22 protein-coding genes and 1 tRNA gene are annotated in these 25,058 nt (G+C 55.4%); 12 read left to right on the forward strand and 11 right to left on the reverse strand.

Annotated features, from left to right (window positions below):
* Positions 1-24 precede the first annotated feature (24 nt).
* Together ACFIO0_RS14000 and ACFIO0_RS14005 are read left to right on the forward strand one after the other, a co-directional pair.
* Entirely contained in the window at positions 25-1,098 is a 1,074-nt protein-coding gene (locus tag ACFIO0_RS14000) for a BMP family ABC transporter substrate-binding protein (RefSeq protein WP_390911014.1), read from the forward strand.
* A gap of 132 nt (positions 1,099-1,230) precedes the next feature.
* On the forward strand, positions 1,231-1,971 hold the full coding sequence (locus tag ACFIO0_RS14005) for a hypothetical protein (RefSeq protein ID WP_390911015.1): 741 nt from the start codon (positions 1,231-1,233) through the stop codon (positions 1,969-1,971).
* A 162-nt stretch (positions 1,972-2,133) separates the two neighbouring features.
* On the opposite strand, the gene ACFIO0_RS14010 is transcribed toward ACFIO0_RS14005, so the two are convergent.
* The 3 genes from ACFIO0_RS14010 to ACFIO0_RS14020 form a co-directional block, all read right to left on the reverse strand.
* Positions 2,134-2,442, reverse strand: a complete 309-nt coding sequence (locus tag ACFIO0_RS14010) for a Dabb family protein (RefSeq protein WP_390911016.1) — start codon at positions 2,440-2,442, stop codon at positions 2,134-2,136.
* Positions 2,443-2,476: 34 nt separating this feature from the next.
* Entirely contained in the window at positions 2,477-3,154 is a 678-nt protein-coding gene (locus tag ACFIO0_RS14015) for a nitroreductase family protein (protein WP_390911017.1), read from the reverse strand.
* An 83-nt stretch (positions 3,155-3,237) separates the two neighbouring features.
* The gene (locus ACFIO0_RS14020; protein WP_390911018.1) at positions 3,238-3,900 is read right to left on the reverse strand and encodes a TIGR02453 family protein; all 663 of its coding nucleotides are present in this window, start codon (positions 3,898-3,900) and stop codon (positions 3,238-3,240) included.
* 69 nt (positions 3,901-3,969) lie between these two features.
* On the opposite strand from ACFIO0_RS14020, the gene ACFIO0_RS14025 reads away from it, so the two are divergent.
* The 5 genes from ACFIO0_RS14025 to ACFIO0_RS14045 are packed head-to-tail and all read left to right on the forward strand — an operon-like array spanning position 3,970 to position 8,083.
* Complete coding sequence (locus ACFIO0_RS14025; RefSeq protein ID WP_390911019.1) at positions 3,970-4,578, forward strand: glutathione S-transferase N-terminal domain-containing protein; 609 nt, start codon at positions 3,970-3,972, stop codon at positions 4,576-4,578.
* 49 nt (positions 4,579-4,627) lie between these two features.
* Positions 4,628-5,560, forward strand: a complete 933-nt coding sequence (locus ACFIO0_RS14030) for an aldo/keto reductase (protein WP_390911020.1) — start codon at positions 4,628-4,630, stop codon at positions 5,558-5,560.
* A complete protein-coding gene (locus ACFIO0_RS14035; protein WP_390911021.1) occupies positions 5,557-6,633 on the forward strand; it encodes an FAD-dependent oxidoreductase in 1,077 nt (358 codons plus the stop codon). Before ACFIO0_RS14030 ends, ACFIO0_RS14035 begins: the two co-directional genes overlap by 4 nt.
* Positions 6,630-7,289, forward strand: a complete 660-nt coding sequence (locus ACFIO0_RS14040; RefSeq protein WP_390911022.1) for a DUF938 domain-containing protein — start codon at positions 6,630-6,632, stop codon at positions 7,287-7,289. Before ACFIO0_RS14035 ends, ACFIO0_RS14040 begins: the two co-directional genes overlap by 4 nt.
* Positions 7,286-8,083: a GH25 family lysozyme gene (locus ACFIO0_RS14045; protein ID WP_390911023.1), complete on the forward strand. Its 798-nt coding sequence runs from the start codon at positions 7,286-7,288 to the stop codon at positions 8,081-8,083. The genes ACFIO0_RS14040 and ACFIO0_RS14045 overlap by 4 nt, the downstream gene beginning before the upstream one ends.
* A 46-nt stretch (positions 8,084-8,129) precedes the next feature.
* Here the strand turns inward: ACFIO0_RS14045 and ACFIO0_RS14050 are convergent, their stop codons facing one another.
* The 4 genes from ACFIO0_RS14050 to ACFIO0_RS14065 all read right to left on the reverse strand — a co-directional run bounded on the left by ACFIO0_RS14050 (position 8,130) and on the right by ACFIO0_RS14065 (position 15,029).
* Positions 8,130-10,631 (reverse strand): FAD-dependent oxidoreductase, encoded by a 2,502-nt coding sequence (locus tag ACFIO0_RS14050; RefSeq protein ID WP_390911024.1) that lies wholly within the window; start codon positions 10,629-10,631, stop codon positions 8,130-8,132.
* Between the two features lie 145 nt (positions 10,632-10,776).
* Positions 10,777-12,183: an FAD-linked oxidase C-terminal domain-containing protein gene (locus ACFIO0_RS14055; protein WP_390911025.1), complete on the reverse strand. Its 1,407-nt coding sequence runs from the start codon at positions 12,181-12,183 to the stop codon at positions 10,777-10,779.
* A 40-nt stretch (positions 12,184-12,223) separates the two neighbouring features.
* A complete protein-coding gene (ggt, locus tag ACFIO0_RS14060) occupies positions 12,224-14,002 on the reverse strand; it encodes a gamma-glutamyltransferase (RefSeq protein ID WP_390911026.1) in 1,779 nt (592 codons plus the stop codon).
* Between the two features lie 40 nt (positions 14,003-14,042).
* Complete coding sequence (locus ACFIO0_RS14065; RefSeq protein ID WP_390911027.1) at positions 14,043-15,029, reverse strand: NAD(P)-dependent oxidoreductase; 987 nt, start codon at positions 15,027-15,029, stop codon at positions 14,043-14,045.
* A gap of 178 nt (positions 15,030-15,207) precedes the next feature.
* On the opposite strand from ACFIO0_RS14065, the gene ACFIO0_RS14070 reads away from it, so the two are divergent.
* Positions 15,208-15,678 carry an SH3 domain-containing protein gene (locus ACFIO0_RS14070; RefSeq protein WP_390915344.1) on the forward strand — a complete coding sequence of 157 codons (471 nt, stop codon included), beginning with the start codon at positions 15,208-15,210 and terminating at the stop codon, positions 15,676-15,678.
* On the opposite strand, the gene ACFIO0_RS14075 is transcribed toward ACFIO0_RS14070, so the two are convergent.
* Positions 15,675-16,583 (reverse strand): haloalkane dehalogenase, encoded by a 909-nt coding sequence (locus ACFIO0_RS14075; protein ID WP_390911028.1) that lies wholly within the window; start codon positions 16,581-16,583, stop codon positions 15,675-15,677. The two genes, ACFIO0_RS14070 and ACFIO0_RS14075, sit on opposite strands and share 4 nt — an antisense overlap.
* A gap of 96 nt (positions 16,584-16,679) precedes the next feature.
* Between ACFIO0_RS14075 and ACFIO0_RS14080 the strand changes: the two genes are divergently transcribed.
* Positions 16,680-17,669: a zinc-binding dehydrogenase gene (locus ACFIO0_RS14080; protein WP_390911029.1), complete on the forward strand. Its 990-nt coding sequence runs from the start codon at positions 16,680-16,682 to the stop codon at positions 17,667-17,669.
* Positions 17,670-17,763: 94 nt separating this feature from the next.
* A tRNA-Gln gene (locus ACFIO0_RS14085) sits at positions 17,764-17,838 on the forward strand.
* A 302-nt stretch (positions 17,839-18,140) separates the two neighbouring features.
* Here the strand turns inward: ACFIO0_RS14085 and ACFIO0_RS14090 are convergent.
* The gene (locus tag ACFIO0_RS14090; RefSeq protein WP_390911030.1) at positions 18,141-18,449 is read right to left on the reverse strand and encodes a hypothetical protein; all 309 of its coding nucleotides are present in this window, start codon (positions 18,447-18,449) and stop codon (positions 18,141-18,143) included.
* 119 nt (positions 18,450-18,568) lie between these two features.
* Here ACFIO0_RS14090 and ACFIO0_RS14095 point away from each other — a divergent pair, with 119 nt between their 5' ends.
* Both ACFIO0_RS14095 and ACFIO0_RS14100 read left to right on the forward strand, forming a co-directional pair.
* Positions 18,569-18,949, forward strand: a complete 381-nt coding sequence (locus ACFIO0_RS14095; RefSeq protein ID WP_390911031.1) for a hypothetical protein — start codon at positions 18,569-18,571, stop codon at positions 18,947-18,949.
* Between the two features lie 1,968 nt (positions 18,950-20,917).
* A complete protein-coding gene (locus ACFIO0_RS14100; RefSeq protein ID WP_390911032.1) occupies positions 20,918-21,937 on the forward strand; it encodes an IS110 family transposase in 1,020 nt (339 codons plus the stop codon).
* A 1,028-nt stretch (positions 21,938-22,965) separates the two neighbouring features.
* Here ACFIO0_RS14100 and ACFIO0_RS14105 read toward each other — a convergent pair.
* Together ACFIO0_RS14105 and ACFIO0_RS14110 are read right to left on the reverse strand one after the other, a co-directional pair.
* The gene (locus tag ACFIO0_RS14105) at positions 22,966-23,379 is read right to left on the reverse strand and encodes a response regulator (RefSeq protein WP_390911033.1); all 414 of its coding nucleotides are present in this window, start codon (positions 23,377-23,379) and stop codon (positions 22,966-22,968) included.
* Positions 23,376-24,779 carry an ATP-binding protein gene (locus ACFIO0_RS14110; protein WP_390911034.1) on the reverse strand — a complete coding sequence of 468 codons (1,404 nt, stop codon included), beginning with the start codon at positions 24,777-24,779 and terminating at the stop codon, positions 23,376-23,378. Before ACFIO0_RS14110 ends, ACFIO0_RS14105 begins: the two co-directional genes overlap by 4 nt.
* Positions 24,780-25,058: the final 279 nt, after the last annotated feature.

Below are 25,058 nucleotides of genomic sequence, written 5' to 3' on the forward strand. Positions count from 1 at the left end.
CAAAAACCAACTGGGGAACTACACATGAAATTCACCAAACTGATAGCTGGCGTTACGCTTGCATTCGGCCTGGCAACAGCTGCTGTTGCAGAAGATAAAACCAAAGTCGGATTTGTCTTTGTTGGCCCCGTCGGCGACGGCGGCTGGACATACGAGCACAACAAAGGACGCTTGGCTGTTGAGGCTGAATTCGGCGACAAAGTCGAAACCGTCTTTGTTGAAAACGTGGCCGAGGGCCCCGATTCAGAGCGTGTGATGACACAGATGGCGCTGAACGGCGCTGACCTGATTTTCACAACGTCTTTTGGCTACATGGATCCAACGATCAACATCGCCAAAAAATTCCCTGACGTGAAATTCGAACACGCAACCGGCTACAAACGCGCCGACAACGTATCGACATACTCCGCACGTTTCTACGAAGGTCGCGCAATTCAGGGCCACATCGCCGGTTCCATGACCAAATCCAACATCATCGGCTACATCGGGTCCTTCCCGATCCCGGAAGTTATCCGTGGCATTAACTCTGCCTACATCCACGCCAAAAAAGTGAACCCGGACGTCGAGTTCAAAATCATCTGGGCCTACACATGGTTTGACCCTGCAAAAGAAGCAGACGCAGCCAAGGTTCTGATCGAACAAGGCGCGGACGTGATCCTGCAACACACCGATTCAACGGCACCACAAGCTGCAGCCCAAGACGCAGGCAACGTGATCACATTTGGTCAAGCATCTGACATGGGCCAATACGGTCCATTGCCCCGCGTGTCCTCGATCATCGATGACTGGGCCCCTTACTACATCGCCCGCACCAAGGCTGTCATGGACGGCACATGGACGTCCACAGACACGTGGGACGGCATCGGCGCAGGCATGGTTGGCATCGGTGAAATCTCTGACGCGGTACCAGCAAACGTCAAAGCCGAAGCGCTGGCATTGAAAGCCGCATTGGCCGACGGTTCCTACCACGCGTTCACCGGTCCTTTGAAAAAGCAGGACGGTTCTGATTTCCTCGCGGACGGCGAAACAGCAGATGACGGCACATTGGCTGGCATGGGTTTCTACGTCGAAGGCATCACGGGCGACATCCCGCAGTAAGCTTTTACGGTCGAGAAATAGAAAAGGCCTCGCAGAAATGCGGGGCCTTTTTTGCGACCGTTCACATAGAAATATTTTTGACAACGACAACCAGCATAAATACCAGTAGCTAAATTTTTAAGAGGTATCACTATGACTATTTGGAAAACAATCAGCGGCATCTGTATACTTTTTCTTGCCGCCCTGACTTTTATCTACATCAACCTAAATTCTGAATATGAAGCATTAAGTAAGGCGAACGCGAAACAAGTTTTCGAAAACAATACTCTTTCTTCTGAAAACTCAATGCTAGCCACCGAACTGGCTGCCGAAAAAGTCAAATTTGCTGCCGTGTCCAAGAAACTTGAATATGCGAACTCTCAGGCTGGGTATGATATTCTGCTAGAGACATGTTTCACATCTATCAACGGCAAAACGACCCGTTTGAATTATGACATCGATAACTCTCCGGATGAGCAAACTTTCAGGGATGCATTATTTGGAGGAAAAGGCGAAATAGACTGCCCTGCTCATGTAACATTACGCAATTTAACACAGGAACTGTCCGATACGGAACGTGGGGTGTTTTGCCTGAATTATGACCAAGAACGCACAACATATACTGGCATCTCACATGGCGAACGAGACGCCTATCTGGTGTGTAAAAGTTCAAAAACCTTCTGCGAACGGGTGAACGTCGCCAAAGACGAAGTGCTCGCTTTTGCCGCTCTCGGCGGAGCTGCTGCGACAGCCTCGGCAAGCGCTACTGCCGTTGCGAGTGCAGCAGGCGTCACTGCCGTCACACACAGTTCGGGTGCAGTCATAATAACTGGCACAAGCGGGTACATTGCTGGAACGCTGGGCCCGTCGGGGCGAGTGCATTGGCTGTTTTGACATCCCCTGTAGTGATTTCTGCCGGGGTCATAACGGTGGTCGGCGTCGGGGGGTCAATTTACTTGTGTAAGTGAACAGACTTCCCTTCACTCAAACCGCCTCACATTTTCGAACCGGCAGCAGCTATTGTGAGTACGTTTCGGATACCGCTTGGCCTGTCGTTCACACGTCCAGATCGATCACCAGAATTCCATCTATCCCGTTGACCGCGTTGGCGACCAAGAGAGCGCCCAACGCCTTGTGTTCCGGGTGCTCAGCATAAGTTTTCAGCGCCGCCCAGCTGTCAAAATCAATGACAAACCCGTGGGTGTAGCCGCGTTCTAGGTTTTCGGGGCTGGTAGATGGCGCACCAGTAAATGCCTGCGCGCCGTCGAGGTTTTCGACAAGCTGCTCAAGTCCTGCAAAAATTTCTTCGATCCGCTGTTGGCTTGTGTCCGGTTTGCATTTGGTCAAAACAATGTGGCGTATCATATGGTTCCCTTTTGAGTAGCTTGCGCAAATGCGCTCACTCAAACCCCACGAACCGCGTCAGGTTTTCAACCGGACGGCGCCGCGACACCACCGAATTCGCCTCAAATTCCTCATCCGGCCAGCCGAGTGCGACACAAGTCATGATGATCTGATCGTCGGGGATTTGCGCGATTTCACGCACCACGGGCGATTGCATAATCCCCTGCCCGTTTATCACAGCACCCAGCCCCTTGGACCAAGCCGCCAGAACCAGACCGTAAGTCACAGCGCCCAGATCAAAGTGGGCAATCGTGCCCCCCGGCTCCATCGATTTGTCGTAGCACACCACAATCGACACGGGCGCGTCGAACTGGCGGAATCCGCGCATAACCCAATCGAGCCGCTTTTCCTTGTTGTCGCGTTCAATCCCCATCGCCTCGAATAATTGCACTGCGATCTCGATCTGGCGGTCACGGTGCACACCCGCATAGGCCCCGTGATCGGTGATTTCGCGGGACGGCGGCACACCTTCCATCATGCGGGTCTGGTTGCCCATGCGCACTTGGTTCAGCGGCTCGCCGGTCAGCACATGCAAGTGCCACGGCTGCGTGTTCATCGACGACGGCGCACGATTGGCCAGCGCGATGATCTCTTCTAGCAATTCACGCTCGACAGGTTTGTCGGTAAACCCACGGATCGAGCGGCGCTCGCGCATTGCTTGTTCTAGGTCCATGGGGTGTCTCCTGCTGAATTTCGATCTTGTCACAGCGTTGGGCAGCGCGACCAAAGGGTCAAGCTGTGCCGTTCCGTCACGCGCTACAGATGTTTGTCGAACATCTCCCAAACCGGCTGCAAATCTCTGATGCGCGCGTTCAGTGCTTTGATCAGCCCTTGGGTGCGCCAGTCGTCGGGCATCGGCAAGGAAATGGACAAAGCTTTGCGTTTTAACAATTCCGCATGCGGATGGTCGGCGTCATAGGGTTTGGGCACCCGTTTTAGCGACCCAGGGCCCCAATCGGACACCTCTGCACCCAGCGCAAACACGCGGTCCATCGCATCGCTCAGCCCGTCGCCCCACGCATCAACAAACGCACGGTAGCGGGTTAGGCTGTCGCCTTTCATCGGCATCACGCCGACCCCAAGCAGAAAGTAATCAGGGGCCAACCCCATGAACCACGCAGGGGCAAGCGGATCCTTGTCAGAGGATGCCCACATCACATGCAGATGCGCATTCAACGGGGTCTTGTCCTTGGAAAATCGCACGTCGCGGTAGATGCGAAACACCTTTGGCGAATGCGGCTTGCCGGTGATACGCGCGAGGTCTTCTGACACCAAATCTGCCATAAATTCCGCTGGTTTGCGGATGTCATCCACGTAGCGCGCCTTGTGCGGCTCGAACCACGCTTTTGAATTGTTCGCAGCCAGTTTCGTGAAAAACGGCAGCGCCGTATCCACCATCTGTTCAAAGCCGTCCGCCATGCTGTCCCCTCACGTCACTTGTTCGTAAGGTGGGTTTCAACCCACCCAACGCCGTGGCAGGCTATCACAATGATCACATTGCACCACCTCAACCGGTCCCGCTCGCATCGTATCCTTTGGCTGCTCGAAGAAATTGGCGTTGACTATGACGTCAAGCACTACGCCCGTGACGCCAAAACCAGCCTCGCGCCGCCTGAATTGTTGGCCATTCACCCGCTTGGCAAATCTCCGATGATCGAAATGGATGGCCGGCTGATCACCGAAAGCGCGGCGATTGTCGAAAGGCTCTGCACCAAGCAAGCCCCGCACATGATCCCCGCGCACACCAGCGACGCCTACATTCAGCATCTCGAGCTCATGCATTTCGCCGAAGGGTCCGCCATGACCCCGATCTTGCTGAACCTCTACGTGGGCAAGTTGGGGGGCGCGGGCAAGCCCCTGCACCCACGCATCCAGCACCAGTTGGATTCCCACTTTGGCTACATGAATGATGTGCTTGGCGATACTGGTCACTATGTGCTGGATGATCTGTCTGCCGTCGACATTATGCTAAGCTTTCCTGCTGAAATCGCGATGATGCAAGACCGCGCCGCAGATTTCCCGAGGCTTGCGCAATTTGTCGAACGCATCCATGCCCGTCCTGCCTATCAACGCGCAACCGCCAAGGGGGCTATCTAGACTGCATTGATCGTTGCACCGCGCGAAATCGCGTGTCACGACTGTGCCTATGACACAGTTGATTTCGCCCAATGGCACCCCCGCCTCGCGCCTGACATACGGCACAATGCAATTTGGTGACGCCGCTGACGCCGCCGCATCGCGTGCGATGTATGACGCCGCGCGCGCCGCCAAAATCACCCACTTTGACACGGCCTATGTGTACACCGACGGGGCGTCGGAAACACTGTTGGGCCAGATGGTCCAGCGTGAACGCGACGATCTGGTCATCGCTACCAAAGCTGCCTTTGCCGAAGGGTCCAATTCGCAGTACATTCTCAAGCAATTCGACGTTTCGCGCCAACGTTTGCAACTGGACATGATTGATCTGTTTTACCTGCACCGCTTTGACGACGACACGCCGCTCGAAGACACCTTTGCAGCGCTTGCCAGCCTGCAACAACAGGGCAAAATCCGCTACATCGGCGTGTCTAATTTTGCCGCGTGGCAAGTGATGAAGGCCCAAGCTGTAGCCGCCACATTCGACACCCGCATCGACGTGATCCAGCCGATGTACAATCTGGTCAAGCGTCAGGCAGAGGTCGAAATCATGCCGATGTGCATGGATCAAGACATTGCTATCGTGCCGTATTCGCCTTTGGGCGGTGGCTTGTTGACCGGAAAATACGCGCGCGGCGAAACTGGGCGCCTTACTGAAAACGATATGTATGCGGCGCGTTACGGCCAGTCTTGGATGCACGAAACGGCGCGTAATTTTAGCGCCCTTGCCGATGATCTGAATGTGGCACCAGCGACGTTAGCCGTGTCATGGGCCGCAGCGCATCCAAGCGCGCCAAACCCGATTGTGTCGGGTCGCTCTGCCGAACAACTCGCCCCGTCGCTGCTGGCCGAAGCGTATGAAATGACCCCGGAGCTTTATGCGCGAATCGCGGCACTCAGCCCGACGCCAGCCCCCGCAACAGATCGGCTAGAAGAAGCATGACTGACATTCTGGTCATCGGTGGCGGCATCGCTGGAATATCCGCAGCTGCACGCCTGTCGGATCACGCATCCGTCACGTTGCTTGAAGGCGAAAGCGCGCTTGGCTATCACGCCTCTGGCCGCTCTGCTGCGTTGTTCGAGGAAAACTACGGCTGCGCGTCCGTCAACGCCCTCAGCCGCGCCAGCGCCGATTACCACATGCATGCCAACGGCGGCTACCTATCGCCGCGCGGGTTTCTATTGTTGGGGCGCAAAGGCGAAGACGCCGCATTTGACGCAGACTTATCCGAACTGGCATCCACTGAAATCTCTGTATCAGACGCCCGCGCCCGCGTTCCAATTCTGAACGACACAATCACCCGCGCCGCCTACCATCACAGCGCCCAAGACATCGATACAGACCGATTAATTCAGGACTTTGCCAAGCACCTGCGATCCAACGGCGGCAAAGTCATCACCAACGCCACAGTCGACGCAATCACCTTTGAAAACGGGGCGTGGTCCGTGCGCGCAGGCGATCAAACATTCAACGCATCCACGCTGGTCAACGCGGCAGGCGCGTGGGTGGATCAAATCGCTGACCTCGCAGGCGTTGCCCCCATCGGCATCACACCGCTACGCCGGTCCATGGCACGTGTCCCTGCCCCCGGCGGCCATGACGTGTCAAACTGGCCGATCTTTTTCGGCGTCGGTGAATCGTGGTACGCCAAACCAGATGCGGGAAAATTACTGATCTCGCCCGCAGACGAGGACCCCGTCACACCCCACGACGCCTACGCCGACGACATGGTTTTGGCTGTGGGTATCGACCGCTATCAGCAACACGTGACCGAGGAAGTAACCCGCGTCGAAACCACATGGGCGGGCTTGCGCAGCTTCGTGGCAGACAGGACGTTGGTGCTGGGCCGTGATCCGGTTTACCCCAGTTTTGTTTGGTGCGCAGCGCAAGGCGGATACGGATTTCAAACCGCCCCCGCAGCATCGCAACTGATCGCGGATCTTGTGCTGGGCCACGCCTCTGAATTGGGCGCTGAGACCATCGCAGCCTTGTCGCCAGCGCGCCTCGCATCATGAGCGTCCGCCCGCCCCCACCAAGCGCCAGTATCGCAGCCCCGCTTGAGGGCGAGAAAATGTTTGCGCCCTCGGCAGATCGCAACAGCGCCGACATTTGTGAATTGATCCAATCGCTGGTTCTGCCAAAGACGCATGCATTGGAAATTGCCAGCGGCACCGGCCAGCATGTCAGCGCTTTGGCAACGGCGATGCCCGACGTGCATTGGCATCCAACCGACGTGGATCCTGCGCGCTTGGCCAGCATCTCGGCCTACACCCAAGAGCTGGGACTGACCAACATCGCTGGACCCATTTTTCTGGATGCAACTGCGGCCGGCTGGGGTGCGTCGATGCCGGCCGTGGATTTGGTATTTTTGACCAATTTGTTACACCTGATCAGCGCCGATGAAAGTCGCACTTTGATCCTTGAGGCGGCGCAAGCATTGTCGCCCGGCGGCACCTTGATGCTGTATGGTCCGTTTAAACGCAGCGGCGTATTGACCAGCGATGGCGATGCCCGTTTTGACGCTGATTTACGCGCTTCGGACCCGAACATCGGCTACAAAGATGATCTCGACATGCGCACGTGGCTCAGCGATGCTGGGTTCGCCCGGGTCGCGGTCAACCAAATGCCTGCCAACAACCTCGCTTTTGTCGCACGGAGTACCAGTTCATGATGTTATCACGCTTTTCACTACGCCATTTTGCTGCTCTGGCGTTACTGGCCTTAGCCGCTTGCGGCGGTGGGTCCAGTGCGCCGCCCGCAGAACCCGGCGTGTTATTTGCCCCCAACTTTGGCGACAATGATCCGGTGAATTTTGCAGGGCGCGCGCCCTCACGCTACCCCGTCCAAGGGATCGACGCAGCGCGGTTCCAAAAAAGCATCAATTGGAACACGGCACGCCGCAACGGCGTAAACTTCGCGTTCCTCAAAGCCACCGAAGGCGGCGATTTACTGGACACCGCGTTCAAAGATCACTGGCGCGGGGCTGGTCGTGCGGGCGTCGTGCGCGGGGCCTATCATTTCTATTATTTCTGCACCCCACCCGAAGTACAGGCGCGCTGGTTCATCAAAAATGTTCCGAAAGGCAACATGCTACCGCCGGTTTTGGACATGGAATGGAATCCGTTTTCACCAACCTGCGCCACGGTCCGCCCGCCAGCCCGCGAGGTGCGCGCGCAAATGCGTCGCTGGTTGGACATCGTGTCCGCCCACTATGGCCAAACGCCGATCATCTACACGACGCCACGGTTTTACAAAGAAAACCAATTGGGCAAATTGCGTGGATACGAATTCTGGCTACGCTCGACCGCCAAACGCCCGTCTGAAACCTTTCCCGGCGAACGCTGGACGTTCTGGCAGTATTCGGCGACGGGTTTGATCAACGGCATCGAAGGTGAAGTCGATCTGAACACGTTTTACGGATCCCGCGATCAATGGAAAGCATGGCTCGCGGCGCGCTATAAATAGAATGGTTTCAGCGCGGTCGGTGTATCACCCCCGCGCTGAAACCGATTTAGCCGTCGATGCGGATCACGGCATTTTTCGGATCGTATGGTGAATCCTCGACGATCTCGGCGTCCCACAACTGATCCATGATTTTGACCTTCAGCTTGGTGCCGACAACAGCGTGCTCTGGCTTGACGTAGCCCATGCCGATAGATTTTCCGAAGGCCACGGAATAGCCGCCAGACGTCAAACGGCCCGTGCGTTCTTCGCCGACATACAGAACCTCGCGGCCCCACGGATCGGCATCTGCCGGGCCATCGATCAGTACGGTGATGCACTTGGCACGAATGCCGTGGCCTTGCATTTTGTCCTTGCCGTTGAATTCTTTGGACAGATCAACAAAGCGCGGCAGGTCGGCCTCGAGCGGAGTGGCGTCACGGCCCAGTTCGTTGCCAAATGCGCGATAGGATTTTTCCTGACGCAACCAGTTTTGCGCACGTGCACCGACCAGTTTTAGCCCATGCGGTTCACCCGCTGCCATCAGCTGATCCCAAAGGTATGCTTGCATTTCGATCGGGTGGTGCAATTCCCAGCCCAGTTCGCCAGTGTAGGCCACACGGATCGCGCGCACAGGGCACATGCCCAATTCGATATTGCGCATTGTCAGCCACGGGAACCGCTTGTTCGACAGCACGGTAGACGGGTCGCCATCCTTGACCAATGCGTTCAGAACGTCGCGGGATTTTGGACCTGCGATTGCGAAAACGCCCCATTGCGTGGTGACATCGTGGCATTCGATGTAGCCAAATTCAGGTGCTTTGTCCTCAATCGCCTTGCGCAGGAAGTCGCTATCATACGCTGTCCAAGCCCCTGCGGACACAAGATAATATTCGTCCGTCGCGATGCGCACGATGGTGTATTCCGTGCGCGTCGTGCCGTTGATTGTCAGCGCATAAGTCAGGTTGATGCGCCCAACGGACGGCAGTTTGTTGCAGGTGAACCAGTCCAGGAATTGCGTGGCACCGGGTCCCTTGACCACATGTTTTGTGAACGCGCTGGCATCGACGAGGCCGACGCCTTCGCGGATCGCCTTGGCCTCTTCTACCGCATGTGTCCACCATGTCCCACGGCGGAACGAACGCCCTTCGATGTCGAAGTTGTCTGGCGCATCCAATGGGCCGTAATAGTTCGGGCGTTCCCATCCGTTCACGAACCCAAACTGCGCGCCCAGCGCTTTTTGACGGTCATAAACGGGGCCTGTGCGCAGTGGGCGACAGGCAGGGCGTTCCTCATCCGGGTGGTGCAGCGTGTAGACGTGATCGTAGCATTCTTCGTTTTTGCGCGCGGCAAATTCCGTGGTCATCCAGTCGCCGTAGCGTTTGGGGTCCAGCGATGCCATGTCGATTTCAGCTTCGCCCTCGACCATCATTTGAGCAAGGTAATAGCCCGTGCCACCCGCCGCCGTGATCCCGAACGAGAACCCCTCGGCCAGCCACATGTTGCGCATGCCCGGGGCCGGACCAACCAGCGGATTGCCGTCCGGCGTGTAGCAAATAGGGCCGTTGAAATCGTCTTTTAGACCGCTGTCTTCGCACGACGGCACACGGTGGATCATCGCCATGTACTGCTCTTCGATGCGCTCCAGATTCAGCTGGAACAGATCGGCGCGGAAACTGTCCGGAACACCGTATTCAAAACGCGCTGGCGCGTCTTTTTCGTAGACACCCAAAATCCAGCCGCCGCGCTCTTCGCGCACATAAGACTGTGCATCTGCGTCGCGAATGACGGGGTGTTCGGGATTGCCCGCAGCACGGTGTTCAACCAACGTGGGGTCTTGTTCCATCACGATAAACTGGTGTTCGACCGGGATCGCGGGCATCTTGATGCCCAGCATTTTTGCAGTGCGCTGCGCGTGGTTGCCAGAGGCGGTCACAACGTGCTCGGCCGTGATCACAATCTGCTCGTCAGACGGGATCAGGTTGCCGCCTTTTTCGATCATTTTGGTACAAGTAACGTCCCACGCATCGCCATTCCAATGGAAGGCATCTGCCTGCCATTTACGTTCGATCACAACACCGCGTTGGCGCGCGCCTTTGGCCATCGCCATGGTCACGTCAGCAGGGTTAATGTAGCCATCCGTGTGGTGATAGAGCGCGCCTTTCAGGTCTTCGGTGCGGATCAGCGGCCATTTCGCCTTGATCTCGTCCGGCGTCATGAAGACATAAGGCACATCGCAAGTTTCGGCGGTGGCGGCGTATAATTTATACTCGTCCATCCGTTCGTCCGTCTGGGCCATGCGCAGGTTACCAACAACGGCAAAACCTGCGTTCAGGCCGGTTTCTTCCTCTAGCGCTTTGTAGAAATCGACCGAGTATTTGTGGATGTGCGTTGTCGCATACGACATGTTGAACAACGGCAGCAAACCCGCCGCGTGCCACGTCGACCCTGACGTTAATTCGTCGCGTTCCAGCAGAACAACGTCGTCCCAGCCAGCCTTAGCCAAGTGATACGCAATCGACGTGCCAACGGCCCCGCCGCCAACAACCAATGCTTTAACCTGAGTTTTCATGGCCCGACTCCTTAATGCAAACTTGCACCCGTTTTAAGGCGCGCATCAGAAAACCGCGCCAAAGGCCCGACAAGTCATAGCAAAAAACCGACCTCTGAAAGGCCGGTTGGTTGTCGTTTTCTAAAATGCGGTGACGTGGCGCGGATCAGACCGCGATAATCTTGCCCGGATTCATGATGTTGTCGGGGTCTAGCGCGCGCTTGATCATCACCATCATGTCCACGGTTTCTTGGCCCAGCTCTTTGGACAGATAGGCCATTTTGCCCTGACCAATGCCGTGTTCACCGGTGCACGTGCCGTCCATCGAGATCGCCAATTCGTTCAACCAGCTGACAAAGGCGGCAGCGCGGGTCATCTCGTCTTCGTTTTGTTCATCAATCAACAGCAAACAGTGGAAATTGCCGTCACCAACGTGCCCAACGATTGGCGACAGGAACTTTTCCTCTTCTAGCCGTGCGCGCGCGGCATTCACGCAATCCGCAAGGCGCGAAATCGGGACACACACATCAGTGGAAATACCTGATGCACCGGGGCGCAATTGCAGCGTCGCCCAATAGGCGTCGTGACGGGCCTGCCACAGCTTGTTGCGTTCCTCGGTCGAGGTGGTCGACGTGTAGCCCGCCCCCCCGTGTTCTTCGGCAATTGCGCCAAACATCTCCGCCTGTTCCAGAACGCTGGCATCCGAGCCGTGAAATTCCAGCAGCAACAAGGGTTGTTCCGGCAAATCCAGTTTGGAATAGGCGTTGCAGGCGCGGACCTGAACCGCATCAAGCAATTCAATACGCGCCACCGGAATGCCGTACTGAATGACCTGCATCACAGTCTGACACGCAGCGTCCACCGACGGAAACACACAGCGCGCCGAACTGATCGCTTCGGGAATGCCTTGCAGCTTGAGCGTGATTTCAGTGATCAACCCCAGCGTTCCTTCGGACCCAACCATCAGACGCGTCAGATCGTAACCGGCAGATGATTTTTTGGCCCGTTGCGCTGTGCGGATAACATCGCCATTCGCCATCACGGCTGTGACCGCCAAAACGTTGTCTTTCATCGTGCCGTAGCGCACCGCGTTGGTGCCGCTTGCGTTTGTCGAAGCCATCCCGCCAAGGGATGCATTCGCGCCCGGATCGATAGGAAAGAACAAGCCTTTGTCACGCAGATACGTGTTCAGCTGTTCGCGGGTCACGCCGGGCTGCACAACGCACGACAGATCATCAGAGTGCACAGAAACGATCGCATTCATCTCGCTGACGTCTACCGAAATGCCGCCTGCGGGCGCATTGACATGTCCCTCTAGCGACGTACCGGTGCCGAATGGAATTACCGGTACTTTGTGAGTGGCACAGACCTTGATGATGGCGGCCACGTCGTCTTGTGATTTCGGGAACACGACGGCGTCAGGCGACTGGTTTGTCAGCCAAGTGGTCGTGTGCCCATGCTGTTCACGCACCGATGCACCGGTCTGGAAACGTTCCCCGAACTGTTGTTTGAGCACGCCCAGAACCGACGCGATCCCGTCTTCGTTGCGCGGTAGCGCCGTTACGTTCGCCATAATCGTTCTTTCCTAACTGCCCAGCCCCAGTTGCCCGACCCTAGTTGCCCAGCGCGATGCCTTCGCGACGCGGATCAGCCCCACCCAGCAAAGTGTCGCCAATCGAAATTGCGTGCAAGCCGGAATTCAAACCCCGCACGCCCACTTCGAACCCCATCGCACTCAGCGGCCCCTCAAGAGCCGCGGCATCTGTGCCTTCTTCTAGATCATAAGTGCCAAAGCGATTGACCATATGCGGCACAGAAACGGCCTGCTGCACGTCCATACCCCAATCGATGTGCGCGACAATTGCCTCGGCCACGTACCCGATGATGCGGCTGCCACCGGGGCTGCCGATGGCCAAAACCGGCGCGCCGTCTTTCATCACAATCGTTGGTGCCATGGATGACCGTGGGCGTTTGCCCGGCTCTAACCGATTGGCGACAGGCACGCCGTCACGATGACTGCGGAACGAAAAATCGGTAAGCTCATTGTTCAACATGAACCCGCCCACCATCATGCGCGAACCAAACGCGTTTTCGATGGTCGTCGTCATCGACGCAACATTGCCATAGCTATCGACGATCGACACATGCGAGGTCGAGGGCAGATCGATGGGGTAATCATCCGCAAAGTTCAGCGCGTGGTCAAATTCCGGACTGCCTGCGGACACCTCAGCCAAAGCCATGTCGCCACCCAGCAACTTGGCACGATCCGCGAGATATGCAGGATCGACCAAGCCTGCCGTCGGCATTGGCACATAATCGCTGTCCGCCATGTAACGCCCGCGATCCGCAAAAGCGAGCCTTGCAGCATCCCCCATCAGGCGGCGCACATTGGCATTATTTGGTCCCGCACTCAGGTCATAGCCGTCCAACATTCCGAGGATCTGGCCCACCGTCAGCGCACCAGAACTGGGCGGCCCCATGCCACACACATCATGGGCACGGAATGTGGCGCAGACTGCCGGACGTTCCTTGACCTGATAAATCGACAAATCGACGTGGCTGAGAACTCCGGGATTGCCCGGCGCGTTTTGCACCGCCGTGACGATCGCATCAGCGATTTCGCCGGTGTAGATTGCAGACGCCCCTTGGGTCGCCATCGCGGTCAGGCTGTCAGCATACGCGGTATTGGTCAGCGTCGCACCGATTTGCAACGGCGCACCGGCAGGCAGGAAGTATGCGGCACCAGTGGCGTCACTTGCCAGCCGTTCTGCATCACTCTGCACCAATCCGGCAAGCCGGGGTGACACGGCAAAACCGTCTGTCGCCAAGGTGATTGCCGGGTCAAACAGACCGGCCCAATCTGCCTTGCCCCATTTGTCATGGGCCATTTGCAGCAGCGCTGGCGTGCCTGGTGTTCCAACAGATCGCCCACCGACAACGGCGTCGAAGAACCCTAGCGTTTCCCCGTTTTCGTCCTGAAACAACGTCGGCGTTGCGGCCAGTGGTGCTGTCTCGCGCCCGTCCAATGTGGTCAGCGCACCGCTAGCCGCGTCATACCAGACAAGGAACGCGCCACCGCCAAGACCCGAGGACTGCGGTTCAACCAAACCCAACACTGTCTGCACGGCAACCAGCGCATCAGCGGCCGTACCACCAGCGGCCAAAACGTCAGCGCCGGCCTTAACCGCATGGGGATTGGCGGCCGCGACCATCCAATCTTTTGCCGCGAAGGGCGTCCCGCTGGCTTTGGCCTGCAAAGCGCCTTGAACCACAGGATCAAGCGATTGGACAACACCGGTCGCGGCCCCTTCGGGTTGTACGGAATCTGCGGTTTGCTGAGCGGCGAGCGGCGCGCCCAACATCATTGCTGCTAGAAAAATGCTTTTGTTCATCGTCTTTCCTTTCGCGTTGAATTGCGGCCAGAGCGCTGTGTTACAGCATCGACGGAACCACTTGGTCCGGCGGCCTGTGACCGTCTTGGAATGTCTTGATGTTGATGATGACTTTTTCGCCCATCTCGATCCGGCTTTCGAGCGTGGCAGAGCCCATGTGCGGCAACAAAACCACGTTTGGCAGTGCGCGCAGGCGCGGGTTCACATCGGTGCCGTTTTCGTACACATCCAGTCCCGCGCCACCGATTTCACCCGCACGCAACATGCGCGTCAGGGCGTTTTCATCGATGACTTCGCCGCGCGAGGTGTTCACGATCACCGCGTTCGGTTTCATCAGTTTCAAACGCCGCGCGTTCATCAAATGAAAGGACGACGGCGTGTGCGGGCAATTGATGCTAAGCACATCAACGCGCGACACCATCTGATCGAGGCTGTCCCAATAGGTCGCGCCGAATTCTTCTTCGGTTTCGGGGCGCAGACGACGACGATTGTGGTAATGCACCTGCATCCCAAAGGCACGCGCACGTTGCGCCACTGCACGGCCAATCCGGCCCATGCCCAGAATACCGATACGCTTGCCGCCAATGCGACCACCCAACAGGGCCGTGGGCGACCATCCCTCCCAATTGCCGGTTTGCATCGTAGCGAGCCCTTCTGGCAGGCGCCGCGTGATGGCCAGAATCAAACCCATCGCCATATCGGCGGTATCGTCGGTCAAAACACCGGGCGTGTTAGACACCAGAATGCCGCGTTGGCGGGCTGTTGCCACATCGACGTTGTCGACCCCTGCCCCGTAGTTGGCGATCAATTTCAGTTGTGGACCCGCCTGCCCGATCAGGGCCGCATCGATTGTATCCGTGATCGTTGGCACCAAAACATCCGCTGTTTTCATGGCGCGGGCCAGCTCTGCACGGCTAAGAGGCACATCATCCAAGCGCAATTTTACATCGAACAATTCTGACAACCGCTTTTCCACAGCTTCGGGCAACCGTCGCGTCACGAACACACTTAGACGTTCCTTTGTCATGTCATCCCCTATGTGCTTGGCCTGATGGTGGCGTTTGTGTCATGCTGGCTCATGTCGAAGCGAGGCACAAGACCAAGCTCGGCAATTTGACGGATAACCTCTGGGTGCGTTCGTTTTGGATCCGGCAGTACAGGCCAATGACATGATAAAAGTTTTGCGGACCCTTGGGTTGGGAATAATGACGGCATGTGCGCTGTCGGCCTCTGCTGTGTTTGCACAAGACAAAGGGCCGGTGACGAACCTGCCTTTGCCACGTTTCGTGTCGCTCAAGGCGGCCGAGGGCAACGTGCGCCGTGGACCGTCCTTGACCCACCGGATCGACTGGGTGTTCAAGCGCCGCGATATGCCCCTGCGCATCACCGCCGAACACGGGCACTGGCGCCGCGTCGAGGACCGTGACGGCTTGGGCGGCTGGGTGCATTATTCGCTGCTATCGGGCACGCGGACCGTGTTGATCGAACAAGATTTGCTGACCTTGCGGGCGCGTCCAGATGCGGCTGCACCTGTCACGGCCGCATTGGAAATCGGCGTCGTTGCGCGCCTTGGCAAATGCGATCTGGAATGGTGCCGCCTCAGTTCAGGCGGCTACCGTGGCTGGGCCCCCAAAGCCCGCCTTTGGGGCGTCGGCGCAAACGAAATCCGCGACTAACTGGTTTTCGCGATAAATGCATTTGTGCAGGCCGCCAGCTCTGGTCCCACGTCCTCTTGCAGGAAATGCCCCGCCCCTTGCAGGATTGTGTGATCTTGGCCCGCAGCGCCCGGCATCATCTTTTGAAACACCTGATCCACCCCTGCCATGATTTTGTCGTCCGCGCCAAAGGCCGTCAGAACTGGCAAGTTTAGCCCGCGCAAAATGCCCCATGCCTCGCGATTGGGCTGGGCCGCCGGATCATCCGGGCTGGCAGGCACCAGCATCGGAAACTGGCGCGCGCCTTCCTTGTAGCTTTCGTCAGGAAACGGCGCGTTGTAGGCGGCAATTTCCGCCTCGCTCAGGTCTGAGGTCGTGCCACCCGAAACGATCCGCCCCGCGTCAAAAACCGGCACGGTTTGCGAAAACTCGCGCCACGCAGTGAACGCGTCATTCATCGGCTGATCGCCCGTCGGCAACGCCGTGTTCGCCACAACGATCCGCGCAAAACGATCAGGGCGCGCGGCAACCAGACGCAAACCAATCAGCCCGCCCCAATCCTGACAGACCAGCGTAATCCCCGTTAGGTCCATCTGATCCAACCAATCGAGCATCCAATCCACATGGCGCTGGTAGGTGTAATCCGTGCGCAGCGTCGGTTTGTCCGACCGCCCGAACCCGATCAGATCAGGGGCAACAACGCGGTGCCCTGCTCTTGTAAATTCAGGGATCATGTGGCGGTAAAGGTAGCTCCAGGTTGGTTCACCGTGCATCACTAGGATCGGGTTCGCATCCTGGGGACCTTCGTCCAGATAATGCTGACGCAACGTTCCGCCTTCGGTATCATCCACCTGCACATAATGCGGATCGTAGTTAAAATAAGGCAGGTTTTCGAAACGATCGTCTGGCGTGCGCAGGAATTTCACATTGTTCTCCTTAGGTGCGGTTCGTTTCAGCCTAGCTATCGCTGCGCGGCGCGATAGGGTTAACGTGACGGAAATGTATCAAATTCGGAGCCACCCATGCGCGCAGTCACCTATTCAAAATTCGGATCAGCAGCAGATGTCTTACAGGTCCAGCAAATGGACACTCCGGCTGTTGGCGCGGGCGACGTCTGCGTTGAAATTACATATTCAGGCGTGAACCCGTCCGATGTCAAATCACGCAAAGGCCGCCCCGATTTGGCCAAACCCGCGTTTGACATGATCGCACCCCACAGCGACGGCGCGGGGGTTATCTCGGCCGTGGGCGATGGCGTTCCAGCCAGTCGCATCGGTGAACGCGTCTGGATCTGGAATGGCCAGTGGCAACGCGCACTTGGCACCGCAGCCACACACATCGTGTTAGACCAAACCCAAGCCGTCGCAATGCCCGACGACGTAAGCGACGAGGTCGGCGCCTGCATGGGCATTCCGGGGCTAACGGCCTGCCATGCCGTATTCGGGTCAGGTGATGTAAAAGGCCAAACCGTTTTGATCCAAGGCGGTGGCGGCACTGTTGGATACCTCGCCGTGCAACTCGCCGTTTGGGGCGGAGCGACCGTGATTGTCACATGCTCTCCCTCCGACATGCAGTTGTGCACCGACGCCGGTGCCCATCACGCACTTGACTACAGAGACCCAGAATTGGCGGCGAAAATCCTGGCCGCGAATGGCGGTGCGCCGGTTGACCGAATCGTCGAGGTCGAATTCGGTATCAACGCCGATATTGACGCCGCAGTGATCGCTCCGAACGGGACAATCGCCGCGTATGGCTCAGCCAAAAACCTAACGCCAGAGCTGCCGTTTTTCCAAATGCTGTTCAAAGCAGTCACGATCGACATCATCCTGATCTACCTTTTGCCACTGCCCCAACGCCAAGCAATCATCGCAAGATTGCACGCAGCACTCACAGATGGTGCACTATCATGCCCAATCGCTGCGGTTTTCCCTCTGGATCAGACAATTGCAGCGCATGAACTCGTCGAAAGTGGCGTGCGCAACGGAGCAGTATTGATCGACGTGAGGGCTTAACGCCCGGGTTTTTGACATCCGGCCCGTTGGCAAAACTTTTTCGCACTTCGGGTCTTGTCACCGCCTCTTTCACGAACTATTTAGCGTCTGAGATTGGGATGTGGCCTAGCGGTAGGGCACCTGTTTTTGGTACAGTAGATCGTAGGTTCGAATCCTACCATCCCAGCCACTCTTCTTTATTTTTTAAAATCAATACGTTATACTTCTCCAAGCGTAACACATGACACAATATTGTGTTACAGTTATGTAGACAAAAATCCGACACCTCCGGCGACTCACAAAAAGAACCAACAAGCATGTGCCAGAGAGCCAACCAAACATGTTCATCAGTTTGGTTCTGCCATATCAATGTGAGCCGCAATCTTATGCATCTACGTGACATTGAACGTATCTATTGGCACAGTGGCGCGAACATCAGAGAGTCGCATAATGACAGCTATGACCGAGAACCTGCCTAATCGGGTTCGCAAACTAGCAAAGCCACGCAATCAATCTCAAGCTCTGCAACCCTTCTTCGAAGCTGTGAGCAATGGTCTCATGGCAATCTAAGAGCGCGAAAAAGAACAAGGTCAGGGTGCGTCTGGAGTTGTTGCTGTTAAGGTGACAAATCTTGGAAGTGATGATGTTCTGATTACCGTGGCCGATAATGGCGTTGGCCTGACCCAAAGCCGATTTGACACGTTCTGCGAGTTGGACACTGAATTTAAAAAAGAGCGGGGCGGCAAGGGAGTCGGTCGACTTTACTGGCTGGATGCCTTCAAAAAAATTGAAGTATTTCACAATTCTTTGAGAACGGCCGTCTGGAAAAGCGCTCGTTTGCGTTCCAACTTGCACGCGAAGATCAAATACAGCTGATAGATTTTGAAGATGGGTTACTCACAAGCGACAAAAGTGGGACCGTGATCCGCCTTTCTGGAGTTCGCCAAGGTGCTTATTGGGAACAATTTTCCAAGCAGGCGGCAACCTTCAAGGATTATCTGGCAGCAGAATTTATCGCTGATTTTCTTGGTGGTAAAGGTTCACACGTGAACTTGGACATCACCAGCAAAGCGGGAACAAATTCGGCGGCCTACTGTCCTCGTGACGTGTCACAACTCGTAGAACTAGGACCCCAAATCCTGTCACCTATCGAGTGTGCAGAAACCGAACAATTGAGCGTCGTCGGATATGCGCGCTACGATTGCATCATGGACAGCTTCCCGGTTGGTGCCGTCGGGGTCTGTGCAAACAGGATAATCCTGTTCTTCAATCAAGATTGCTGCTGCCATGGGTTTGCATAACGGAAGAGCGGTGAAATGCATTGCCGGGGCCAAATTGTCGATATGCGCATCAGGCAGCAGCGCGCTAAGATCGCTCAAATCAAAGTCAGCGGCCAGCAGCCGGTCATCGCCCTGCCCAGCAGCGCTGTTGCCGGCATGTTTCTTGAGCCAAGGTCTAGAAGAGATATTCTTCGGCTCAAGAAGAGTTGGTTTCTGCTTTCATTGATATGGGAACTCAGGACTCAATCCGGACTTTCGCTGCGTTTGCGAAGGCCACATCGTGCCATGGAGCACGCCAAGTGTCGGCTGTGCGGACGGAGCTGACCTATCAATCAGATAACCAAAATCAGTATTTGTAAAAGGATCCAACTCCCAATGAATGCGATCATAGCAATACGTCCCGCACTTAGTCGGGATCGTAAAATCAAGGAAGTGATGGAACCAACAGCGACGAGCAAAGCTCCGATTACTAAACTTGTCGTAATGCCTAACTGCGGGGAGTTTGCTGGGTTTTCAGAGGGACTCACCTGTAGAAACAACACATTGGTAAGGCCGAGAGCTAAGAGGACAGTTGCGCCCACTAGTCCTTTCCAACCTGCGGAATCCGTTTGAAGAAACGCAGTAGCCGCAACGATGCCCGCCGCAAAAAATGCGAAGAAAATCAAGTCACGCACCCATCCATATTCTGCATTTCGAATTCAGAAAAATCATGAGCGATGCGAACTAAATATGCAACCTTAACATGGGTACTTCGGGCTCGATGCGGTCGTTGGGCATCATCGACGAGACACTTGAGGCGTCAAGATCGACTCAGAGCCCAAAGTGAATGATGCGGCACTTCGCATGAAGGTCTACTTTAGCAGAGAAGTCAGCGTATCAGTTAACGGTTTTGAAAACGTTGTTAAAACCCAGTCCAAGGTGCGACAAACTACTGTGCATGATAGACGTTCTTCTTAACTGAAATTCCGCGGTTACTTACACAGCCGTTTTTCATCCTTAGACAAGATGAAGTCATTTCCCATATTGGACAACCAACACATAGAATCCTCGAATAATATTGGTGGAAAATACGTGGGGGGAACAGTTAGGCGCGATAAGGCGAGTTCAAAACCACTCAACTTTCTTTCGTCTCCATTGACCAACCCCAATACTGCGGCATATCGAAGTGATGCGGTAAGTACGCTAAAGACGTGCGCTTCACACACGGGATTTCTGATTTGTTCTAAAGTGGAAATTTCAGCGAGACCAAGAGCGAGGCTATATTCTTTAAGAAGAATTGAATTGTGCCCGGACACTAGCAAATATAGCGGATCATAATCAATTTCAGGAAAGGCCTTGGCGTCTTAAACAAGGTTTACCACTGTACCATTTCGGCGCTCCTTGAACGAGAGAGTAGATTTCTCAAGAAGAATTTTGCTTTGTATAAACACCGTCTCGGAGTGCGGGAATAGCTCGGCATAATGCGTACAAGTATCGTTTTCAGTATTCTGTAATAAGGCCGATTGAGCCGCAATCAAGTACACGCCAAAACCCAAAAGTAATTCCACCGCAAAAAATTCTCCTAACGGATAGCAATCAATTGCACATGCAATTGCACGTCATCGGCAGCTAGTGTCAACTACTTGCGGTAATGCCCGAAAGCGGCCTTTGGTGCGCCCGCCGCTAATACTTGCTTTGTCCGCAATCTGTGAATTCGACCTCTGATCCTTGCTGCGCTCTGCACGAATGGCTGGTTTTCCCGCCGCGCGGCAGCACCGAATTTTACGCTGGCGCAGCATTTTCCATGCTGCGAACGCATGCAGCGAGAAAACCGAATTCACACAATGGGCTCAGACCTGCCGTTAGCGGCATTGCAATGATCCCGTTGATCGATCTCGCCCGGACCTGCATGGGCGGCCCGAAAGCGGATGAGGTGGGTGGCTCCTGCTTCACCGGCATCGAATGTGCCAAAGTGCAGTTGTCATCGACTGCTAGGAAAGGAGCCACCTCATGACAGTTAAAACAATCGGCCTGGATTTGGCCAAGGATGTTTTCCAAGTTCACGGTATTTCCGAGAACGGACGCGTGATTTTCAACAAGGCGATCAAGCGTGCAAAGCTCTTGGCGTTCTTTGAGACTTTGCCGCCTTGCACGATCGGGATGCAGGCCTGCGGATCCTCACACCATTGGGGCCGTACGTTGCGCAAGCTCGGTCATGACGTCAGGCTTATGCCAGCAAACTATGTGAAGCCTTATGTCAAACGCGGAAAGACAGATGCGGTAGACACGGAGGCAATTTGCGAAGCCGTCAGGCGTCCGACAATGCGCTTTGTCGAGATCAAGACCGAGGATCAACAGGCTGTCTTGTCGATCCATCGCACCCGTGATTTGGCAGTCCGACAACGCACCCAGATGGCCAATATGATCCGCAGTTTGTTGCGCGAGTTCGGGCACATTCTGCCAATTGGCGTCGAGGCGGTCACTGCGTTCGCAAAGCGCCATCTCGATGGTGATCACCCGGATATGCCAGACATCGCAAATGGAATGCTTGGGATGCAGTGTTATCAGTTCATTGGCTTGAACGAACGCATTGCGGGGTATTCAAAGATGATCGAGCAGCATGCTTTGCTGAGCACAGATGCACGGAGATTAATGCGCATGCCCGGCATTGGTCCAATTACAGCATCTGCGATCATTGCGACGATCGGTGATGCAAAGCCATTTAGAACCGGGCGTGACTTTGCGGCTTGGCTCGGTCTCACACCGCTCAACAAATCGAGCGGCGGAAAAGAACGTTTACGCAAGATCACGAAGAAGGGTGATCGTTACATTCGCAAATTGCTGGTCGTTGGCATGACGTCTCGCGCCGTGATGGCAAAACGTTCACCGGAGAAAGTAGACCTTTGGACCGCAAAGATCATCGCTGGCAAGCCAATCAGGCTGGCGACAAAAGCCATGGCCAACAAAGCTGCTCGGATCATCTGGGCCATGCTGACGAAGAAACAGGAATATCGGCAGCCAGCGTTCTAACCACGCCAACTGCCAAGAGATGCAAGACGTTGAAGTGATGATGCGGAATTAAGTCAACCAAGAGTAAGGACACTCCGGGAATGGCAGCGGCCCTCTGAGGTCGATAAGCCGATCGGAACCTCGCTCGCGGAATTCATCCACTGCCCGGCAGTCGCTGCTTGCAGCGATGAGAGGGAGGGCCAGTGGAGGCAATGCCAAAACATAAACAGGCCGGACAGACGACAGTACTGACAAAAATGACCGCAAATATCGACAGAAAACGCTTGCAATGCAGGAGCCACCCACAGATGCCATTCGTTGTAGCGCTCGGTGCTGCGGTGCAGCTTCCCCGAAAGCCGACATTGGTAAAGGTGTGCAGCATTCAGGCTAGCTCGAGGCCTGCCCTTGGTCGCCTAATCTCGACCGTTGCTTTTCGAATGGATTTATTGATCGAGAAACAACTTTTGCGAGCCCGAGTAGCCGCGGAGGTCACACAATTGCACAAATCTAATTCGGAAAAACTCTCCATCATTATGAAATGCAGTGCAAAAAGGGATAGACGAAATCTTCGACTTACCAACTCGCCCGGCGGGCAATCCTCAGTCAGCACCTGCAATTACCCGAATTAATCCACGAAGCTTAGCTGCAATACTAAGGGTATAGATCACTTCGGCGGTCTTCGAGGTGGGACAGTGAATTGTGAACCCGTGCAACTTTGTCTTTGGAAATGTCGGCAAAAATCATCTCCTCGCTTTAACCGGCGCGTGCAACATCAGTCTCGTCAGGTCCTGACACGCACGACAGGCCGCAGTATTCAAACGCGCCTTCAACGCTCACGCGATTGGCACAAAGCATCGGGGTTCAGAACAGGGACGGTGTTTAGGCTCGAAGTTGGATTCTGGCAAACATAGTATTGCTCAGGCAAATGGTGAGACATGACTATTCTTGGGCCGCCGTAGGGCTGCGCTAGAGCATCGAACAAAGCGGTCTTTTCCGCTGATGTAGCTTAAACACGTCGTCAATCGAGAAACCCGCGTTTCGTGAAGCGTCTATTGCGTGATAGTCTTGCATGCGGGCCAATAACCCATGTTTAATGCGGCGCGTAAGGCATCTAGCCGAACAGGTTTTGAAATGAACCCTGCAAAGCCTGCCTCGTCGCATTCGTGCCGTTGCTGACTTGTTGCGTTCGCGGTCACCGCGATCACTCTGGGCCCCTTGGGTGCTAAACGACGGGCAATTTCCCGAGTGGCTTCGACACCGTCCATCTTCGGCATATTGATATCCATCAAGATAACATCAAACCCGCCCAAATTTGCTTTCTCGACACACTCCACACCGTCTCGTGCGATCTCACATCTGAGACCACAATGCTTTAGTAGCTTGCTCAAGATCATAACGTTCATCGGCTCGTCGTCTGCGACAAGGATGCGCAGTTCGGCCTCATTAATTTGAGTGTCGGTCATGCAGCTTTCTCCGTGGTAATCTGGTGCGTAGAAACCTCTGATCGTGCAAGACGAACCGGCAACCGCACTGTGAAAATTGATCCGTGATCGGGAACGCTGGTAAGCGTAATTTCACCTCCCATTTCGTGCACGATAGCCTGCGAGATCGCAAGGCCAAGGCCGCTCCCCCCGGTGCTCCTGCGTGACGAGCTGTCAACTTGGGTAAAGCGTTCGAAAATACGCTCATGCTGGTCGGGTGGGATACCTAGGCCAGTGTCCGTTACGTCGATACGTAGCTCACCCACATCGGTCCCCTCAGCTGGCGTGAAAACAGACCTCAACTCGATTTTGCCCGCATCAGTAAATTTCACAGCATTGCCGACCAAATTCGTGAGAACCTGGCGCAAGCGCATCTCGTCAATCATCACCCTTAGGTCGTCGTCGTGCGTTGTAACTTCGAATGAGACGCCCTTTTCAAAAGCAGTAACAGTGGCGAAACCGGTCGCCCGCCTGACAAATGACGACAGTGTCACTGGTTCTTCTGACAACTGGAGAGCACCAGCTTCCAAGGCTCCAAATGTCAATAATTCTTCGATCAGTGTCATCTGTGCCTCCGAGCATGAAACGAGAATGTCGAGCAGCTCGGTTTGCTCCTGCGAGAGCCCGTCATCCTCCAGCAACTGGGTTACGCCAATTATGCCGTTCATGGGCGTTCTCAGTTCATGGCTTACGGTTGCGATGAACGCCGTCTTTGCTTGATCAGCTGCCAAGGCGCGTAATCGTTCTTTGTCCAGCTCTGCGTTCTGTCTGCGAAGACGTCGAAAAAGGAAAACGAGGCCAACGGAGGGGACTGCGAGGGCGAGGCTGACGAGACCAATGATGAATGCGCTAAAGCGGGCGTATTCTGTGCGAACCATAGCAGTCGTGCTGGTTTGGTCAAAATAGGTTTCTAGGATTGCGACGATCTTCCCGTTGATTGTGACCGGAAGATAGGTCTCGCTGTATAGATCGGGTCTGTTCGCTTTTCCGGTCCCGTTGGCCACAACGCTGAACGCTTTCCCTGACGCCACAACACTAAAAGCATCGTGATTGTGCTGTCCCAAATCTTCTCCGCTAAGGCCTGGATTTTCTGAATCAAATTGCAGTTCCCCGGTGGGCGCGAATACCTTGAAGCGAAACACGCCACCGAATGCCGCGAGATCCTTGATGATCGCCCATTCGTTTGAGGTCGGAGACTCGCCCGCCGCGAGTGTTTCGATCCTATCGAGCCGGTGAACGGCATATTGTGTCCACTCCACCGAACGTCGTGTGGCATCGCGGGTTACAGCCCTGTCGACGATACTAGACGCAACCCACAGCGTTGCGGCCCCCAAGATGGCTGTCAACACAATGCCAATGAAAAAGGCGGCAGATATTCGCATGAAACTAAACCTCGCAACAAAAACTCTTGCTGCACGATGGTTTGGACGCAATGAATCCCGCGTTAATCCCCACCGCCAATAATTTGATAATTTTAGGTATTAGCCATTCACTGAGCTGTAACCTGTGCAAGCCGGTAGGTTTGGGCTCACTTTACCGGATGCTACACAATGTTTGAATGGCAGCTTTGTTGCCGGCTCACTACAAGTGCAATAACTGGGAAATATCCTTTCCGATCATGCACGGCTCAAAAGGCCTGTAGGGAAGAGATTCAGCTGACC

It is taken from the genome of Pseudosulfitobacter sp. SM2401 (genome assembly GCF_042932805.1).
GTDB lineage: Bacteria > Pseudomonadota > Alphaproteobacteria > Rhodobacterales > Rhodobacteraceae > Ascidiaceihabitans.